The sequence below is a fragment of the Pseudomonas sp. FYR_5 genome (assembly GCF_043106315.1).
GTDB classification, from domain to species: Bacteria; Pseudomonadota; Gammaproteobacteria; order Pseudomonadales; family Pseudomonadaceae; genus Aquipseudomonas; species Aquipseudomonas putida_Y.
Genome location: NZ_JBICMK010000087.1, coordinates 21,403 through 37,857 on the forward strand (window position 1 = coordinate 21,403; position 16,455 = coordinate 37,857).

General features: G+C 62.6%; 15 protein-coding genes. 6 read left to right on the plus strand and 9 right to left on the minus strand.

Annotated elements, in window-relative coordinates:
- The first annotated feature begins 245 nt into the window (after positions 1-245).
- Complete coding sequence (locus tag ACF8RA_RS15050; protein WP_392461923.1) at positions 246-1,166, plus strand: iron-sulfur-binding ferredoxin reductase; 921 nt, start codon at positions 246-248, stop codon at positions 1,164-1,166.
- A 43-nt stretch (positions 1,167-1,209) separates the two neighbouring features.
- On the opposite strand, the gene ACF8RA_RS15055 is transcribed toward ACF8RA_RS15050, so the two are convergent.
- Positions 1,210-1,938, minus strand: a complete 729-nt coding sequence (locus ACF8RA_RS15055) for a phosphatase PAP2 family protein (protein ID WP_176683782.1) — start codon at positions 1,936-1,938, stop codon at positions 1,210-1,212.
- 183 nt (positions 1,939-2,121) lie between these two features.
- On the opposite strand from ACF8RA_RS15055, the gene colR reads away from it, so the two are divergent.
- The 5 genes from colR to ACF8RA_RS15080 all read left to right on the plus strand — a co-directional run bounded on the left by colR (position 2,122) and on the right by ACF8RA_RS15080 (position 5,828).
- Entirely contained in the window at positions 2,122-2,805 is a 684-nt protein-coding gene (gene colR, locus ACF8RA_RS15060; RefSeq protein ID WP_003255215.1) for a two-component system response regulator ColR, read from the plus strand.
- Positions 2,795-4,105, plus strand: coding sequence for a HAMP domain-containing sensor histidine kinase (locus ACF8RA_RS15065; RefSeq protein ID WP_176683781.1), 1,311 nt, complete (start codon positions 2,795-2,797; stop codon positions 4,103-4,105). Before colR ends, ACF8RA_RS15065 begins: the two co-directional genes overlap by 11 nt.
- Positions 4,106-4,212: 107 nt before the next feature.
- On the plus strand, positions 4,213-4,893 hold the full coding sequence (locus ACF8RA_RS15070; protein ID WP_176683780.1) for a class I SAM-dependent methyltransferase: 681 nt from the start codon (positions 4,213-4,215) through the stop codon (positions 4,891-4,893).
- A gap of 6 nt (positions 4,894-4,899) precedes the next feature.
- Positions 4,900-5,598: a lipopolysaccharide kinase InaA family protein gene (locus ACF8RA_RS15075; RefSeq protein WP_176683779.1), complete on the plus strand. Its 699-nt coding sequence runs from the start codon at positions 4,900-4,902 to the stop codon at positions 5,596-5,598.
- Positions 5,598-5,828 carry a hypothetical protein gene (locus ACF8RA_RS15080; RefSeq protein WP_021781819.1) on the plus strand — a complete coding sequence of 77 codons (231 nt, stop codon included), beginning with the start codon at positions 5,598-5,600 and terminating at the stop codon, positions 5,826-5,828. Before ACF8RA_RS15075 ends, ACF8RA_RS15080 begins: the two co-directional genes overlap by 1 nt.
- A 108-nt stretch (positions 5,829-5,936) precedes the next feature.
- On the opposite strand, the gene ACF8RA_RS15085 is transcribed toward ACF8RA_RS15080, so the two are convergent.
- The 8 genes from ACF8RA_RS15085 to ACF8RA_RS15120 all read right to left on the minus strand — a co-directional run bounded on the left by ACF8RA_RS15085 (position 5,937) and on the right by ACF8RA_RS15120 (position 16,441).
- Positions 5,937-8,981, minus strand: coding sequence for a multidrug efflux RND transporter permease subunit (locus tag ACF8RA_RS15085; RefSeq protein WP_392461925.1), 3,045 nt, complete (start codon positions 8,979-8,981; stop codon positions 5,937-5,939).
- 12 nt (positions 8,982-8,993) lie between these two features.
- On the minus strand, positions 8,994-10,142 hold the full coding sequence (locus tag ACF8RA_RS15090; protein WP_176683777.1) for an efflux RND transporter periplasmic adaptor subunit: 1,149 nt from the start codon (positions 10,140-10,142) through the stop codon (positions 8,994-8,996).
- A 218-nt stretch (positions 10,143-10,360) separates the two neighbouring features.
- The gene (locus ACF8RA_RS15095; RefSeq protein WP_176683776.1) at positions 10,361-11,458 is read right to left on the minus strand and encodes a DUF1513 domain-containing protein; all 1,098 of its coding nucleotides are present in this window, start codon (positions 11,456-11,458) and stop codon (positions 10,361-10,363) included.
- A gap of 2 nt (positions 11,459-11,460) precedes the next feature.
- A complete protein-coding gene (locus ACF8RA_RS15100; RefSeq protein ID WP_104960841.1) occupies positions 11,461-12,525 on the minus strand; it encodes an imelysin family protein in 1,065 nt (354 codons plus the stop codon).
- A gap of 19 nt (positions 12,526-12,544) precedes the next feature.
- Positions 12,545-13,972 (minus strand): di-heme oxidoredictase family protein, encoded by a 1,428-nt coding sequence (locus ACF8RA_RS15105; protein WP_176683775.1) that lies wholly within the window; start codon positions 13,970-13,972, stop codon positions 12,545-12,547.
- 110 nt (positions 13,973-14,082) lie between these two features.
- Positions 14,083-14,469: a hypothetical protein gene (locus ACF8RA_RS15110; RefSeq protein ID WP_020192047.1), complete on the minus strand. Its 387-nt coding sequence runs from the start codon at positions 14,467-14,469 to the stop codon at positions 14,083-14,085.
- 13 nt (positions 14,470-14,482) lie between these two features.
- A complete protein-coding gene (locus tag ACF8RA_RS15115; RefSeq protein WP_392461930.1) occupies positions 14,483-14,965 on the minus strand; it encodes a hypothetical protein in 483 nt (160 codons plus the stop codon).
- A gap of 141 nt (positions 14,966-15,106) precedes the next feature.
- Entirely contained in the window at positions 15,107-16,441 is a 1,335-nt protein-coding gene (locus ACF8RA_RS15120) for an imelysin family protein (RefSeq protein ID WP_392519316.1), read from the minus strand.
- Between the last annotated feature and the right edge of the window lie 14 nt (positions 16,442-16,455).

A 16,455-nucleotide genomic window follows, 5' to 3' on the forward strand; every position in this document is an offset into this window, starting at 1 on the left:
CGCGCTCCTCTTAAAGACGGGAACATTCAAAAAGACGCTCGACATAGCCGACCAGCACGTCGAAGCGCCTTGCAAGGCGCCGGCAGGTCAGGCCGACGGAAAAAGGCGCGGCAGTATAGCGCGCATCCGTGCCCGGCACACCTGCGGCCGGTCTGGACCATGGTCGGCAGCGCGCAGGCATCTATTTTGCTGGTGTGCTCTGCTTGGCTTACAGTGAGCCTTGGACAGCAGGAGATGTACCGAACATGCCCGAAATTTGCGTGGGCGAGCGCCGCTGGCTGGTGCCCATTGGCAGCAACCTGCTCGATGCCCTCAACGAGGCGGGACTGAATGTGCCTTACAGTTGCCGCGCGGGCAGTTGCCACGCCTGCCTGGTGCGCTGCCTGGACGGGCAACCGGCAGACGCTTTGCCCGAGGCTTTGGCATTGGAGAAACACGCCCAGGGCTGGCGTCTGGCTTGCCAGTGCCGGGTGGTCGAGGACCTGCGTGTGGCGCTATACGACCCCCAGCAGGGTGGCGTACCGGCGCATGTCTGCGCTTTGGAATGGTTTGGCGATGTCTTGCGCCTGCGGTTGCGGCCCGATCGGGTGGTGCGTTACCAGGCGGGGCAGCACGTGGTGCTGTGGCTAGGCGCGGTTGCTCGGCCTTATTCCTTGGCCAGCCTGCCGGGCGAGGATGATTTTCTCGAGTTTCATATCGATTGCCAGCGGCCTGGTGCCTTTTGCGACAAGGCGCGTGGTCTGCGGGTCGGCGATGAGATGCGTTTGGGGGAGTTCAGAGGCGGAGCCCTTCATTACGACCCTGATTGGCAGGAGCGGCCGCTGTGGTTGCTGGCTGCGGGAACCGGGCTGGCGCCGCTCTGGGGTATCTTGCGCGAAGCGTTGCGCCGGGGACATCGGGGCGAAATCCGGGTGGTGCATGTGGCGCGCGATCAGGCTGGGCACTACCTGGCGGAGCCGCTGCTGAAGCTGCCAGGGGTGAGTGTCGAGCTGGTGCTGGCGGAGCAGCTGGATGAAGCGTTGGCCAGGATGCGGTTATTGTCGCGGCAGACGGTGGCGCTGCTGTGTGGGGCGCCGGGGAGTGTCGAACGGTTTGCCCGGCGCATGTTCATGGCAGGGGTACCGCGGGGACAGGTGTTTGCTGATGTGTTCGTCGAGCATGCCTGAGGGTAGCACTTGAAGTGCGAAGGGCCGCAAAGCGGCCCCTCTTTCATGCGGCGCTGTGCTCGGCGACGGGCACCTCGGCCTGCCCCTGCCGATAGAGAATCAGGTAATACGACCCCAACCCGATCAACCAGCAGAACACTGCCGTCCACACATTGTGCGACAGGAAGTGCGCCCCCTGCATCATCCTGCCCACCGACAGTACCGACCCTGCTGTCAAGGCCACTACAAAGGCCACCCGCGCCAGGCGCGGCTTGCGATCACGCAGCATGAAGAACAAGGCGAACAGGCAGAACCCGGTCGCTGCATGCCCGCCCGGCCAGCACAGCCCAGGCTTGTCGGTAGGCGGCCGTGGTTCCAGCAGCTTGCTGTAGGTTTCGGTGCCGCCAAACTGGGTCAGGCTCCAAGGGCACTGCACCTGGGTGACTTTTTTCAGCGGCGTGACAAACGCTGTGGACAAGCCCAGCGCCAGCGCCAGGCAGCCCAGTTCACGGCGCCAGCCAAACAGGCGCTTCCAGAACAGGCTCGCGGCAAAGGTCAGCAGCGATATCACCCCCAACAGAATCACCACTTGCTTGACCCGGTCATGCAGGATGTTTTCCAACAGGTAACTGTGGCGGCCAATGAACTGCCCGGCAGCGGGGTCGAAGAACAGGTTGGCGACATCCATGTCGACTGAAGTCAGTTCCAGCAGGATCAGGGCCAGCGCAGTCGCCAGGGGAATCCCCAGGTACAGCCAGACGTTGATCGGGCGAGGGCGGGTGCGTTGCTGCATGACGGCTCCAGGGCGCGAAAAAGAGCGGGTATTTTCGGCCGCCCGCTATCCTGTGTCCGTGAAGGATCAGTGAAAAAACTGTCAAGTGGGGTGAATTTTCCCAAGGGCTGGCACCGTGCAGGCATTGGCCTTAAGCTGCGCCTGCCGCGCACCACAGCGAGAAGCGCCGCACAGGAGAAACCGATGCGCATTCTTTTGGTTGAAGACAACCGCGATATCCTGGCCAACCTGGCCGATTACCTGGGCATGAAAGGCTACACCGTCGACTGTGCCCAGGATGGCCTGTCCGGGCTGCATCTGGCTGCCACCGAGCACTACGACCTGATCGTACTCGACATCATGCTGCCCGGCATTGATGGTTACACCCTGTGCAAGCGCCTGCGCGAAGATGCCCGCCGTGACACGCCGGTGATCATGCTCACTGCCCGTGACCAGCTGGACGACCGCCTGCAAGGCTTCCGCTCGGGTGCAGACGATTACCTGCTCAAGCCATTTGCCCTGTCGGAGCTGGCGGCGCGCATCGAGGCGGTGCTGCGCCGTGCCCAGGGCGGTGGGCGCCGTACCCTGCAGGTGGCTGACCTCAGCTACGACCTCGATACCCTGGAGGTTACCCGCCAGGGTCGCCTGCTGAAGCTCAACCCGGTCGGCCTCAAGCTGCTGGCGGTACTGATGCAGAAAAGCCCGCACGTACTGCGCCGCGAGGTGCTGGAAGAAGCCTTGTGGGGCGATGACTGCCCCGATAGCGACAGCCTGCGCAGCCATGTGCATCAACTGCGCCAGGTGATCGACAAACCGTTTGAGAAACCGTTGCTGCATACCGTCCATGGCGTCGGCTATCGCCTCGCCGAGGGCCGCGATGGAGTTTAAGCAAAGCCTTGCCCAGCGCATCATCATCGCCTTTGCCCTGATGAGCGCGCTGGTGGCCGGGGCCTTCGCATTCGGTATCGTCGGCACGGTGCACCTGGTCGAGGAGCGACTGATTTCCTCGGTACTGGGTGGTGACCTGCAGCGCCTGCTGCGTATGGACAGCGTCAGTGACTGGAGTCATCGGCCTCGCCCAGACCAGCTGTTCTACTTCAGTGGCGGGCGTGACGACTTCGAGCTGCCCAAGGACCTGCGTCACCTCGACCGCGGTTTCCACGAGGTGTTCCGAGACCAGCTGTCCTACCACGCCATGGTCGAGATCGTCGATGGTCGCCGCTATGTACTGCTGCAGGACCAGAGCGACTTCGAGGAGCGCGAGCGCGTACTGTTTGCCGTGGTTGTAGTGGGCTTCGTGCTCAGTCTGGTGTTGGCGGTCATCCTTGGCTGGCTGGTTGCACGTCGGGTAATGGCACCGGTCATCCGCCTGGCGCGTCAGGTGCGCCACCGCGATCAACTACTGGGCCTGGCCCCGCCGCTGGCTCCGGATTATGCGGCAGACGAAGTCGGCCAGCTTGCAGTGGCTTTCGACGACACCCTTGGGCGCCTGCGCGATGCGCTGACCCGAGAGCGGCTGTTCACCAGCGACGTCAGCCACGAGCTGCGCACGCCGTTGATGGTGTTGGCTACCTCGTGTGAGCTTCTGATGGAAAACCCTGGTCTCGATGCCCGCGCGCGTAGCCAGGTGGAGCGCGTGGCGCGGGCCACCGAAGAAATGCGCGAGCTGGTCAAGACCTTCCTCATGTTGGCCCGGGCGCAGCGTGATGAGGGTGCAGTGGCGTCACGGGCGACCCTGCGCGAAGTGGCCGATGAGCTCATCGGGGTGTGGCGCGACACCATCGAACAGAAAGGCCTCACCCTGTATTTCGATGGCCGCGTGAGCGCTAGCCCTGTGCTGTACAACGCCACCTTCCTGCAGTCGGTGATGGGCAACCTGCTGCGCAATGCTGCGCACTACACCGACAGTGGGTATATCCGCCTGAGCCTGGAAGCCAACGGGTTCAGCGTGGAGGACAGCGGTGTGGGTATCCCCGAAGAGCAGCGCGAGGCCATGTTCAGGCCGTTCGTGCGGGGCGATGAGCGACGCGGCGAGGGCCTGGGGCTGGGGCTTTCGCTGGTGCAGCGGATCTGTGACGACCAAGGTTGGCGTGTCACCCTGACATCCACCTTGCCGCATGGCTGCCGCTTCCAGGTAGACCTGAGCAACACCACGGTCAAAGGCGACATGGACGCCTTGGTCGAGTAATTTCCTGTATCAGGTCAAATAGTGCTCAACGTTTTTTTCACATTGGCATGACCTGATTCCAACGCTTGCCTACCTAATGTGGGCGCAATGGAGTCAGGAGATGCCCAATGCGTAGCCCCATCAAGCTTGAATTTTCCGAGAAGTACGACAAAGACCATGCGCGCGAGTACTTTCTCAAGCACCAGGACGGCCTGGCGCGACGCCTTTCCCACAAGCGAGATGAGCAGTTGGCGCGCCGCGCCTTGGCATTGGCGGGCGAGCCTGGCCTGGTACTCGACCTGCCATGCGGCGCGGGCCGTTTCTGGCCGCTGTTGGCGGAAAAGCCCAATCGGGTAATCATCGGTGCCGACAACTCCGAGGCCATGATCGAGACAGCCTGTGCGGCGCAACCGCCAGAAGTGGTGGCACGGGTACGGCCTTTGCAGACTTCGGCATTTGCCATCGACCTGCCAGATAACGCCGTGGACAGCATTTTCTGCATGCGCCTGTTCCATCACATTGGCGAGTCGGCGCACAGAAAGACCATTCTTTCGGAATTTCAACGGGTTAGCCGTGATAGTGTGATCCTTTCCCTGTGGGTGGATGGCAACTTCAAGGCCTGGCGGCGGAAAAAGCTGGAGCAGCGCCGTAGCACCAAGGCCGAACAGGATAAGTACCAGAACCGTTTCGTGTTACCTGCCGAAACGGTCGAAGAAGAATTCAGGGCCGCCGGCTTCAGAATCCAGGAACGCCTCGACTTCCTGCCGTTCTATGCCATGTGGCGGGTCTATGTATTGCGTAAGGGGTAGTGTTTGATGGCTGTAGCCCATAAAGGGGAATCGCAGTTCGATTTTTACTGGCGCCAGCAAGGCGAGTGGGTCGAGGAGCCTAACCAGCGCCGCGGCGGCGAGAGTGGCGTGCAACGCCTCAACGATGCCAATGGCAAGTTGTTGTATGCCAAGCGCCAGGTTGGGCATATCTACCGCAGCCTGTTGCACCCGTTCGGTCGGCCGACGGTATTGCGTGAACTCGATGCGCTGAACAGTTTCGAGCAACTGGGCGTGCGTGTACCGCGCATCGTCTTCTGTGGCGCGCAGCGCGATGCCGAGCACCAGTGGCGCGCGCTGCTGGTCAGCGAAGCGCTGGACGGTTTCGTCGAACTCGACACCTGGCATGCCGAAGGTGCCCGCGAGCGTTACCCGCAGGTGGTGCATGAGCGCATGCTCAAGGACCTGGCGGACAACCTGGCGCGGATGCACCTGGGGCACTGGCAGCACGGCTGCCTGTACGGCAAGCACGTTTTTATCAAGGTGATCGGCGAGGGCGAGCAGGCCCGCGTCGAAGTGGCGCTGCTGGACCTGGAAAAGTGCAGGCGGCGTATCAGTTGCCAGCGGGCGGCCGGCAATGACTTGCGTCAGCTACGCCGCCATTCGTCGCTCAATGACGCGGAATGGCGGACGCTGCTCTACTTTTACAAGATGGCGTTTGGCAGCGCTGTCAAAGGGTTAGAGTAATGAAACTAGAAATTGCTCGAGCTTTGTTCCTGGTAGCTGGCCTGGCGGTGACCACCGTGGCGGTGGCTGCCTGGGAAGAGCCGAGACCGACGGTGTTCAGCAAGGCAGAGATGGCAGACCAGTGCGCGTTGCCGCGGGATGCAAAACCGCAGCAGGCCCGGACTGAGCCGGACCATGACCTTTTGCTGTTCCTGTTTGGCTTGCGTCAAGGGTTGCGACCATTCGGTTGAACCCTGCGTTAGCGTGAAAAGCCAGAGGCCTCGCGATTGCGGGGCCTCTGGCTTTTTGCGGCTGCGTTGCCGGCCTCTTCGCGGGCATGCCCGCTCCCACAGGTCGGCTCAAGCGATTGCAGGTTCCTTGGCGCTCGCCTTGTGCGCCAGCAGGGTGTAGATGCATGGCAACACAAACAAGGTAAACAGCGTGCCAATCGACATCCCGGTGGCAATCACCATACCGATGTCAAACCGGCTGACCGCGCCCGCCCCGGTCGCCAGAATCAGCGGCACCATGCCGAACACCATCGCCGCCGTGGTCATCAGCACCGGCCGCAGGCGAATGGCCGCTGCTTCCTCGATCGCGTCGCGCACACTCAGGCCACGCTCCTCGCGTAGTTGGTTGGCGAACTCGACGATCAGGATACCGTGCTTGCTGATCAGCCCGATCAAAGTCACCAGCCCGACCTGGGTGTAGATGTTCATGCTCGACACACCCAGGAACAGCGGCAAAAGCGCGCCACAGATCGACATCGGCACTGTCACCAGAATCACCAACGGGTCGCGGAAGCTTTCGAACTGCGCAGCCAGCACGAGGAAAATGATCGCCAGCGCCAGGCCGAAGGTGACCCACAATGCGCTACCTTCCTGAACGTACTGACGGGCCACGCCGGCGTAGTCGAAGGAAAAGCCTTCCGGTGCCTCTTCGCGAGCGATGTCTTCCACGGTCTTCAGCGCCTCGCCCAGGCTGACCATGGGGACGCCCTGGATGATCGCAGCGTTCAGTTGCTGGAACTGGTTGAGCTGGCGTGGGCGAGCGCGATCGGTGAGGGTGATCAGGGTCGACAGCGGCAGCAACTGGCCCTGGTCGTTCTTCACGTAGTAATTGTTCAGCCAGCCGGGGTTGTCGCGGTACGGCCGCTCAACCTGAGCGATCACCTTGTAACTGCGGCCCTCAAGGGTGAAACGGTTGATTTCCGCCTCGCCCAGCAGGGTCGCCAGAGTGCCGCCTATGGTGTCCATCGACACCCCCATCTGCGCCGCCTTTGCCCGGTCGATGTCCACAACCACTTCGGGCTTGTCGAAGGCAAGATCGATATCGAGGAAGGCGAACTTGCCCGACTCCTGAGCGCGCGTCTTGATGCGTTGGGCCACTTCCAGCAGTGCCGGGTAGTCGCCAGCGGTATTGATCACGAACTGGAATGGCAAGCCCTCGCCAGTGCCGGGCAACGACGGCAGGTTGAAGCCGAAGATCTGCAGTCCGCTGATTTCCTCGAGTTTGGCCTGCACCAGCGGCAGTAGCTCCATCTGTGTGCGTTCGCGCTCGTCCCAAGGCTTGAGCAAAAAACCACCAATGCCGGTCTGTACGCCATTGAAGCCGTTGATCTGAAACGACGAATAATACTCGGGGAAGGCCTTGAACAGTGGTGTGAACTGGTCGGTGTAGGCGTTTAGGTAGTCGAGGTTGGTCGGCTGTGGCGAGCTGCTCATCATGAATATCACCCCCTGGTCCTCGTTGGGCGCCAGTTCGTTCTGGGTGAATGTGAGCAGCACCGGAATCAGGCACAGGATGATCACGGCAAACACCAGCACCACCGGCCGGCTGTCGAGGGTGGCGTGCAGCACGCGCTGGTAGCGCTCCTTCAGGCGTTCGAACAGTTGGTCGAGGCGGTGGGCCAAGCCTCTCGGGTTCTGCTCCCGGCGCAGCAGCAGGGCGCACATCATCGGTGACAGGGTAAGGGCAACGACACCTGAAATGATCACCGCCCCGGCCAGCGTCAGGGCAAACTCCTTGAACAGCGCGCCAGTGAGCCCGGTGAGGAAGCCGATCGGTGCATACACGGCGGCAAGGGTGATGGTCATCGACACCACAGGCATAGCGATCTCGCGCGCGCCTTCCAGGGCGGCGTCGAACGGCGACTTGCCTTCTTCCATGTGCCGGTGGATGTTTTCCACCACCACGATGGCATCGTCCACCACCAGGCCGATGGCCAGCACCATGGCGAGCAGGGTCAGCAGGTTGAGCGAATAGCCCATCATCTGCATGAAGAACAGTACACCGATCATCGACAGCGGTATGGTCACTACCGGAATCAGTACCGAGCGCAGGGCACCGAGGAACAGGAACACCACGACGATGACGATCAGCACCGCTTCGCCCAAGGTCTTGATTACTTCGTCGATCGAGGCCTGGATGAACCGCGTGGCGTCGTAGGCAATCGACACTTTCAGTGCCGAGGGCAGCTGGCTTTCCAGCTCTGGCATGATGCGCCGCACTTCCTTGATGACATCCAGCGGGTTGGCGGCCGGGGTGGCCTTGATGCCGATATAGACCGATGGGGTACCGTCGAACGAGCTGACCGTGTCGTAGTTTTCTGCGCCCATCTCGACCCGCGCCACATCGCCCAGCAGCACGCGGCTGTCACCGCTGGTCTTGAGCGGCAGGGCGGCGAACGCCTCGGCCGACTTCAGCTCGGTACTGGCGTTGACGCTGGTGACCACGTATTCACCCTTCACCTCGCCAGCGGCAGAAAGGAAGTTGTAGCGGCGCACGGCATTGGTCACGTCGGTAGCCGAAAGGCCGAAACCGGCCAGTTTTACCGGGTCCAGCCATAGGCGCATGGCGAACACCTGGTTGCCGAGGATCTCCGCCTCGGCCATGCCCGGCAAAGTGGCCAGCTTGGGCTGAATTACCCGTGACAGGTAGTCGGTGATCTGCGGGTTGCTCATTTCCTTGCTGTAGAAACTGACGTACATCAGCGCCGAGGCGTCGGCAGCTTCCTTGCTCAGTACCGGGTCTTCTGAGTCCTGGGGTAGCTTGTTGCGCACCTCATTGGCCTTGGCCAGCAGCTCGGTGAACAGCCGGTCGCTGTCGGCGCCAATGCGCGCGTAAATGGAAATGATCGAGAAGTTCTGCCGGCTCACCGACGTCATGTAGTCGATGCCTTCTGCGCTGGCCAGGCTTTGCTGCAATGGCTGGGTGATGTAGCCCTGAATGGTTTCGGCGTTGGCCCCGGGGTAGGCGGTGGTGACCGTGATCAGGGCGTTTTCCATTTGTGGGTACTGGCGGATCTGCAGCTTGTTCCAGGCCTGGAAGCCGAGCAGCAGAATCAGCAGGCTGACCACGCTGGCCAGCACCGGGCGGCGGATGAACGGGTCGGTGAACGCCATGCCAGCCTCCTGTCAGTCCTTGGCCGCTGCGCCCGGTTCGGGCTTGAGGGCGTTGTCCTGGCCAATGCGTATCGCGGCACCGGGGGTGAGTTTCAGCTGCCCGGCGGTGACCACCTGTTCCCCAGCCTGCAGGCCTTCGCTGACCACAACTACGCCGTCTCGACGCTCGCCAGTCTTCACCGTACGCTGTTCGGCGACCCGCTGGGGTCGGCCCTTGTCGTCGTATTCCGGCTTGCCGTTCTCGTCTTTTTTCGGTGAGGCGACATACACCGAGTTGCCGTACAGGGTGTAGGTAATGGCGCTCTCCGGCACCACCACTTGCGGCTGCGGGTTGGGCATCAGGATCAACAGGCTGGCGAACATGCCTGGCAGCAGTTTGCCGTCGGGGTTGGCCATGGTGGCGCGTACCAGCAGGTTGCGCGTGGTCTCCTCGACCTTGGGGTTGATGGCGCTGAGGCTGGCGGGAAAGCGCTGGCCCGGGTAGGCGGCCACATGCACCAGCACCTGCTGGCCCAGGCTCAGGTCTGGCAGGGCCTGTTCCGGCACGTTGAAGTCCACGTACAGGCTGGACGTGTCTTGCAGGGTGGCGATCACCGTGCCGGCGGCCAGGTATTGGCCAATGTCCACTTGGCGGATGCCGATGGTGCCGCTGAAAGGCGCATTGAGTCTCTTCTTGATTTTCTGCGCCTTGAGCTGCTCGACCACTGCCTGGTTGCGCCGGTACTGGGAGGAAAGGCGATCGAACTCGCCGCGGGAGATGGCCGAATCGCCAACCAGCTGGCTGCCTCGGCCGAAATCGACCTTGGCCAGGCCCAGGTCGGCCTGGGCGGTGCCGAGCAGGGCTGTTTCCTGATCATCGTTGAGCTGCAATAGCAGTTGCCCGGCCTTGACCCGCTGGCCTGAGTCGAAGTGCAGGGATTTGACGATGCCTTCCACCTCCAGGCTCAGGTCCACGCCCTGCAGTGCCTTGAGGCTGCCGACAGCGGGCAGGCGCTCCTGCCACTGGCGCTGTTCGGCCATGGCAGCCGCCACGGTGATGGGTGGCTTGGGGGCAGTGAACATCTGGATCTGCTGGTAGATCGAGAAGGCTTTGTACCCCCCCAGGGCCAGCACGATCAGCAGAACCACGGCCAACATGATGAGCATGCGGCGGCGCAGCATAGGTCCGGTTCCTTGGATGCAGTTGTTATTCGCTTCAACACGACAACGGGCGATCCTGCCCACGTGTGGATGGGGGAAGTATTGACTGTTTTTCGGGAGGAGGGGCGTGAAATGCCTGTGCCGGCCTTTTCGCGGCTAAAGCCGCTCCTACAGGGACTGTGTAGAACCTTGTGGGATCGGCTTTAGCGGCGAGAAGGCCAGTGAGTGCAACAGAACAATCAGACGAGATGCAGGTGGTTGTCCCAGAAGCCGGACGGCAGGTTCATCGGTTGCCCGACCAGTTCGGCCTTGCGGCAATCGTAGAACCGGCAGCGGCCCTGCCCGGAGGTGACGACAAAACCGTCCTTCACCGCGCCAACGCCTGCGCAGTCGGGCATCGGGGCATCCAGCCGCACCGCGCCGCTGTCCAGGTCCCAGACGAACAGGCGGTTGGCCCGCGGCGCAGTCAGCGCCACCAGCCGCAGCTCGCTGTGGATGGCAACGCTTGCAGTGTATTGGGCCATGGCTTGCAGTTGCCGCTCCGGCACCGGGAAGGCCTTGAATGGCTCGCCCGGGCGCTTGATCGCCAGCAGCTCGGCAGTTTCATCGGCATCGCCCATGAACTGCTGGCAGGCGGCGATGGTGCCATCGCTGGCCACTGCCAGGTGTCGCACGCTGTTCATCTGCTGGGCCAGGGTTTCCTTGCTCAGCAGGGTGCCGTCGCGCTGCATCAGCACCAGGCTCGGTTGCATGGCGTCGAGGTTCATCTCGACACGGCTTTCGGCTTCGGTACGGATACCGCCGTTGGCCACGACCAGCGTTTCGCCGTCGGGTAGCCAGGCAACCTCGTGCGGGCCGATACCGTGGGTCGGGATCTCGCCAGTGTGTACCAGGCGCTCGCCTTCGAAACGGTACACGCCAAGCACGCCGCGCCCCGGGTCGGTGGTGTCGTTCTCGGTGGCATACAGCCATTCGCCGCCTTTGTGCACGACGGCGTGGCCATAAAAGTGCCGGTTCGGCTGCGAGGCTACCGTTTGCAGCAGGCGCCCGTCACGGAGGTCGATCAGGTAACTTTCAGTACCAGGGCGGCGGGCGACAAACAGGGCGATTGGCTGCTCGGGGTGGTGGATGATGGCATGGCAACGCTGAGCGACCTGCGTGCTGAACACCTGTGTGCCGTCCAGGCGAAAACCTACGGCATAGTGCTGGCCGTCGCCGTTGTCACGCGCCGAGAGCAGCAAGGGTTCGCTGCCTTTGTTGCGGAACAGGCTCCAGCCGCCCAAGGTGAGGGCGCTGAGCAATACGCTACCGAGTTTGAGTGCCTGGCGTCGCAGCATGATCAGTCACCGTCGTTGGCATTGAAGCCCAGCTGGATGTTCAGCGCCTTGGCCAGATCGCCTTCGTGCAGGCGGTGGACGACGTTTAGGCTGTCGTAGATCTGGTTGAGGGTTTGCTGACCGGCGTCGTCGGCCAGCAGTTCACCGAGCGTTTTCTGGTTATCGGCCAGTAACTTGAGCGAGGTAGCGTAGGCGGCGTCGATCTTGTCCGCCAGCGCTTTCTGATCGCTGGGCAACAGGCCGCGCAGGCCCTGGTTGTCTACCCCGACCCAGACGGCTTCGGCGGCCTTGAGGCTGGCCTGCAGGCTGTTCATCGAGTTGTGGCTGCGCCAGGCCTCGGCCTGCAGCGGCTGCGGAATGCCCTTGCTCTGACGGCCCATCGGTGCGCCGAGCTTTTTCTTCAGGGTGTCCAGGGCGGTAACCTGAGCGCGCAGCAGGTCGGCGATAGCCTCGTGGGAGTCGGCGTAGCGCTGGTTGGGGAACTTGGTCATCTGCGAGAGCATGCCGTCGGTGCTGTTCCAGCCTTTGAGAATTTCCTCTGCCAAGGCCTTCTGGTGCGCGCCGATGGCCACCAGCAGCGGGCAGTAGCGGGCTTTCTGTTCGGCAGTGGCGATGTCCGGCTTGCTGTCGAACAGGATGTACTCATAGGCCGACAGGCCACGCACCACCACGCTGGACTTGCCCAAGACCTCAGCATCAACCGGCTTGTCGCCGTTGACCAGTTGCTCGACCTGACGGCCGACCAGGTTTTTCTTGTCGGGCCAGAACTGTACCTGCCAGGCACGGTTGCCTTCGGCCAACGGGCCGACCAGCAGCGGCTGCAGCTCAGCCCAGGCTTTTTGTGCGTTGAGGAAGTCGGCGCGGGCTTTGTCCAGGCTTTCCTTGCCTTCGCAGTAGGCCAGGGCGCTGGCAGCCAGCGTACGGTCGGCTTCGACCCAGCGGCTGTAGGTAGGCAGGATCACCTGGTTGGCGATGGCGGCGGAGGTCACTGCTTGCGGGTCCTGTGGCGAGCAGGCACCGAGGGCGAGTGCGGCGAGGCTTGTGAACAACAGTTTGGGTCGGAACATGCCCGGCTCCTTTGCGCGTTTAAAGTGAGTTCAGGAACGCCAGCAACGCGGCGCGCTGCTCGGCATTGAAAGTGAGTACGAAGTTGCGTGCCGCCTCGGCTTCGCCACCGTGCCACAACACGGCTTCAAGCAGGTTGCGGGCGCGGCCGTCATGCAGAAACTGGCTGTGGCCACTGACCGTTTCGCTCAGACCGATGCCCCACAGTGGCGCGGTGCGCCAGTCCTGGCCGTTGGCGGCGAATTCGGTGCGCTCGTCGGCCAGCCCCGGGCCCATGTCATGCAGCAGCAGGTCGCTGTAGGGGCGGATGACCTGGTTGGCCAACTCTGGTTCGGCGGCGTCGGCGGCGGTGGTGAACTGCGGTGTGTGGCAACCTTGGCAACCCGCCTGGTAGAACAGGTTCTTGCCCGCCAGTACCTGTGGCGAGCCGACGTCGCGGCGGGCCGGCACAGCCAGGTTGCGGGTGTAGAACGTGACCAGGCGCAGGATGTTGTCGCTGACTTCTTTTTCGCCATCGGCACCGTCGCCGTTGGGCGCAGCCAGGCAGCCGGTTTGTGCCGGGGTGCAATCGTCGTTGGGCTGCAGGGTGCTGGTCAGCCCCATGTCGCCGGCAAAGGCGTGCACGTTCTGCTGGTTGACGTTGGGCTGCCCGGCTTTCCAACCGAACCGGCCGATCACTGTTTTGCCCTGGGCGTCGTCCCATACACGGTTGGCCCGCCCGCGGATGCCATCGCGGTTACGGTCGTCCGGGTCTTCGTTGGCCAGCAGATCGGTTTCGGGGATAGCCTCAAGCAGGCCCAGGCCGATCATCGGTGGTGCCACCCGCGCGGAAAAGCGCGTGTCGGGGTGCATCACACCATAGCCGAGCTGGGTGATTTGCAGGGCCGGCTTGCGCAGCTCGACCTGGTGGCCGTCCTTGAATGACACGGTTTCGCTGGAGTAGCTGACCCGCACCTTGCCTTCCGGCGCCACGCCGGGGATGGCCATGTCCTGCAACTGGGTGCCGTAGACCGGCTCTGGCACCACGCCGAGGCGCTCGATCACTTTGGCCAGGTAGGGTTGGTCGGGGATCGACAGGCGCACCAGCATACCTACCGCGTTGCTGTCGCCCGGCTCTGGCGGGTGGCCACGGCCATCGCGCACGTGGCAGTTCTGACAGGCGTTGGTATTGAACAGCGGGCCCAGACCATCACGCGCGGTGGTGGTGGACGGGGCGATCACCCAAGGGTTGCGAAAGAAGCTGTTGCCAACGGCGAAGTCCAGGCGCAGCTCTGGCGAGAGGTTGGCCGAGGGCAGGGAATAGGCATTGCGGTCGCTGCGCTGCACGGTCGCTTTGCCACCCGACAACGCTTCGCCGGGCTCGGCGTGGGTAAAACGCGGGGCGTCGTCACAGGCGGCCAGGGCACAGGCCAGCAGCAGGGGGGGGAGTCGGGACAGCGACAAGGACATCGAGAATCCTGGGCGTGAGCGAAAAAACCGGCGTGCAGCTTAGCAGGCCCAGGATCATTGAATAAGAGCAATTTGCGTTTGCTTGATGAAATCGCTGCGAGCGCTCCTGCTCAGGCCATATAGAGCATGAAGTGTCGGTTGACCAGGTTGACGATCAGGTTCTTGTTGCCGCCACCGCGATTATCGCCGGTGACCTCGATGACTTCTTCGCTGGTGTATTCCATGGAGGAGGCGGTAATGCACTTGACTGCGTCCATGTGCGCAGGTTGCCAGTAATCCTGGAATATCCAGATGCTGGTGTCGGCAGACGGGCCGAGGATCAGGCGCAAGGCCTTGTGGTTCTCAGTCGATCTGCCGATCCACGGGATGGCCAGCGAGCCATTCCAGACGTGCTGGGCACCGACTGCCAGGCTGTTGCTACGGTTTTCACCGTCGATCAGGGTCAAGGTATAAGGGGTGTTATTGGCGATGGAGCGCAAGTAGGTGACGTTGGCCATGTTTTGTTTCCTTTTAATGTTCAGTTTTCGGGCGGGGTAACGGGCTAGTCGGGGCGCGATAGACATAGGCCGCGAGCAAGGTGATTTCGTTGAACGGGGGGTCGAGCTCGGCGGGATGAAAGCGACCAAGCAGCTGCAGGCCTTGGTCAATGGCGACCGCTTCGAACATCCGGCGGTCGGTTTCGTTGGGGTCGTACAGGTAGATCTTGCCGGGGCGAGCAACTACCCGGCACATTTCCTCGGCCACATGGCGGGTGATCGGGGCGCCCATCAGTGTCACGTGAGGGACTGCATGGTCGTCGAGGGGAAAGTCCGGAGCATCGTATTCGTATACGACAATGAGGTTGGGAATGTGCCCGCCTGCCAACGGCCCGTTGGAGATGAGCTGGCCAGCCTTGTTCAGGTTGTAGGCATCGTTGAATCCGGTAATGAGGTCTCCCCCATTCATGCGCTGGACGATTCGGCCTTCGCCCCAGACATCGAGAATCTGCAGCACTGTGCCTCCTGTTAGGTTTGATCGAAGGCCTACAGGATGAGCATCTGCGCGCGCGCCAGGCAGCGGGAAGCGTTTTACCCGGCAGCAAACGAAAACGCCCGGCACAAGGCCGGGCGTTTGCGATGGAGCACTACCGCGGGATCAGAACTCGTGATCCGCAGTGTCCGGGTTCAGGTTGGCAATGCCCAGCTTGCCCGCGGCCTGCTCGATTGCCCCGGTCTGCTTGACCAGTGCGGCGATGGCGTCACGCACGACCTGGTTACCTGCAGCATTGTCGGCGGCGATCAGCTGGTCGTAGTGCTCGCCTTTGAGGGCGTGGTCGACGATCACCTGGAGTTTGGCCTCGGTGGCTTCCAGATCGGCCTTGAGGGTTGCATCGGCGGCTGGGTCAACCTTGGCGACCAGCGACGACAGGCTAGGGCCGGTCAGCTTGGTGCCGTCCGCACGGGTGTACTCGCCCAGGTAGACGTTGCGGATGCCCTTGGCGTCGTAGAAGTGCGAGTAGTGGGTGTTGTCGCTGAAGCAGTCCTGCTCGTCTTCCGGCGAGTTGGCCTCCAGCGAAACTTTCATGCGCTCGCCCGCCAGTTCGCCCAGCGACAGGCTGCCCATGCCGAACAGCATCTTGCGCAGGCCGTCGTTGACAGGCTCGGCTTCCAGCTTGGCGCGGTAATTGTCGACGACGTTCGGTGCCCAGTTGCCGACCATCTCTTCGAGGTCGGTGACCAGCAGGTCGGTAACCGCTTTCAGGTAGGCGCGGCGGCGGTCGTTGTGGCCGCCGGTAGCGCCCTGGCCTTCCAGGTAGTCGGATGCCGGGCGGTTGCCTGCGCCTGGGCCGGTGCCGTTCAGGTCCTGGCCCCAGAGCAGGAATTCGATGGCGTGATAGCCTGTGGCAACGTTGGCTTCGGAGCCAGCCAGCTCGTTCAGGCCAGCCAGTTTTTCGGGGGTGATGTCCTTGACGTCGACCTTCTCTTCACCCACCTGGATCTCGGTGTTGGCGACGATGTTGGCGCTGGCCGCCGGGTTGCCCAAGGCGTGCTCGTAGCTCTTGTCGACGTAGTCGATCAGGCCTTCGTCCAGGGGCCAGGCGTTCACCTGGCCTTCCCAGTCGTCGATGATGGTGTTGCCAAAGCGGAAGGTTTCGCTCTGCAGGTACGGTACGCGGGCGGCGAACCAGGCTTCCTTGGCGGCTTTCAGGGTTTCGTCGTTGGGCTTGGCGAGGAACGCGTCGACAGCGGTCTGCAGCGTCTTGGCAGTGCTCAGCGAGTCGCTGTACACGGCGTATACCATGTCGGTGTAATGCTTGACCACGGCTTTGCCGGCTGCTTCGTCGACAGCGCCTGGCGCAGCAGCGGTGGCAGCAGCAGCAGGTGCCTGGGCTTGCGCCGCGGCGGCTTTTTCGTCCTTGCCTTCACCGCAACCGGCGAGGGCGATGGCAATGGCCAGCAGACTGGCGGAGGCCAGAGGCATTCGAATCATTGTTGGTTTTCCTG

What these genes read in the sequence shown, in the direction of transcription:
- ACF8RA_RS15075 (WP_176683779.1), top strand. Translation starts at nt 4,900, where the DNA reads ATGGCTGTAGCCCATAAAGGGGAATCGCAGTTCGATTTTTACTGGCGC.
- ACF8RA_RS15090 (WP_176683777.1), bottom strand. Translation starts at nt 10,142, where the DNA reads ATGCTGCGCCGCCGCATGCTCATCATGTTGGCCGTGGTTCTGCTGATC.
- ACF8RA_RS15085 (WP_392461925.1), bottom strand. Translation starts at nt 8,981, where the DNA reads ATGGCGTTCACCGACCCGTTCATCCGCCGCCCGGTGCTGGCCAGCGTG.
- ACF8RA_RS15110 (WP_020192047.1), bottom strand. Translation starts at nt 14,469, where the DNA reads ATGGCCAACGTCACCTACTTGCGCTCCATCGCCAATAACACCCCTTAT.
- ACF8RA_RS15080 (WP_021781819.1), top strand. Translation starts at nt 5,598, where the DNA reads ATGAAACTAGAAATTGCTCGAGCTTTGTTCCTGGTAGCTGGCCTGGCG.
- ACF8RA_RS15055 (WP_176683782.1), bottom strand. Translation starts at nt 1,938, where the DNA reads ATGCAGCAACGCACCCGCCCTCGCCCGATCAACGTCTGGCTGTACCTG.
- ACF8RA_RS15105 (WP_176683775.1), bottom strand. Translation starts at nt 13,972, where the DNA reads ATGTCCTTGTCGCTGTCCCGACTCCCCCCCCTGCTGCTGGCCTGTGCC.
- ACF8RA_RS15070 (WP_176683780.1), top strand. Translation starts at nt 4,213, where the DNA reads ATGCGTAGCCCCATCAAGCTTGAATTTTCCGAGAAGTACGACAAAGAC.
- ACF8RA_RS15065 (WP_176683781.1), top strand. Translation starts at nt 2,795, where the DNA reads ATGGAGTTTAAGCAAAGCCTTGCCCAGCGCATCATCATCGCCTTTGCC.
- ACF8RA_RS15120 (WP_392519316.1), bottom strand. Translation starts at nt 16,441, where the DNA reads ATGATTCGAATGCCTCTGGCCTCCGCCAGTCTGCTGGCCATTGCCATC.
- colR (WP_003255215.1), top strand. Translation starts at nt 2,122, where the DNA reads ATGCGCATTCTTTTGGTTGAAGACAACCGCGATATCCTGGCCAACCTG.
- ACF8RA_RS15095 (WP_176683776.1), bottom strand. Translation starts at nt 11,458, where the DNA reads ATGCTGCGACGCCAGGCACTCAAACTCGGTAGCGTATTGCTCAGCGCC.
- ACF8RA_RS15100 (WP_104960841.1), bottom strand. Translation starts at nt 12,525, where the DNA reads ATGTTCCGACCCAAACTGTTGTTCACAAGCCTCGCCGCACTCGCCCTC.
- ACF8RA_RS15050 (WP_392461923.1), top strand. Translation starts at nt 246, where the DNA reads ATGCCCGAAATTTGCGTGGGCGAGCGCCGCTGGCTGGTGCCCATTGGC.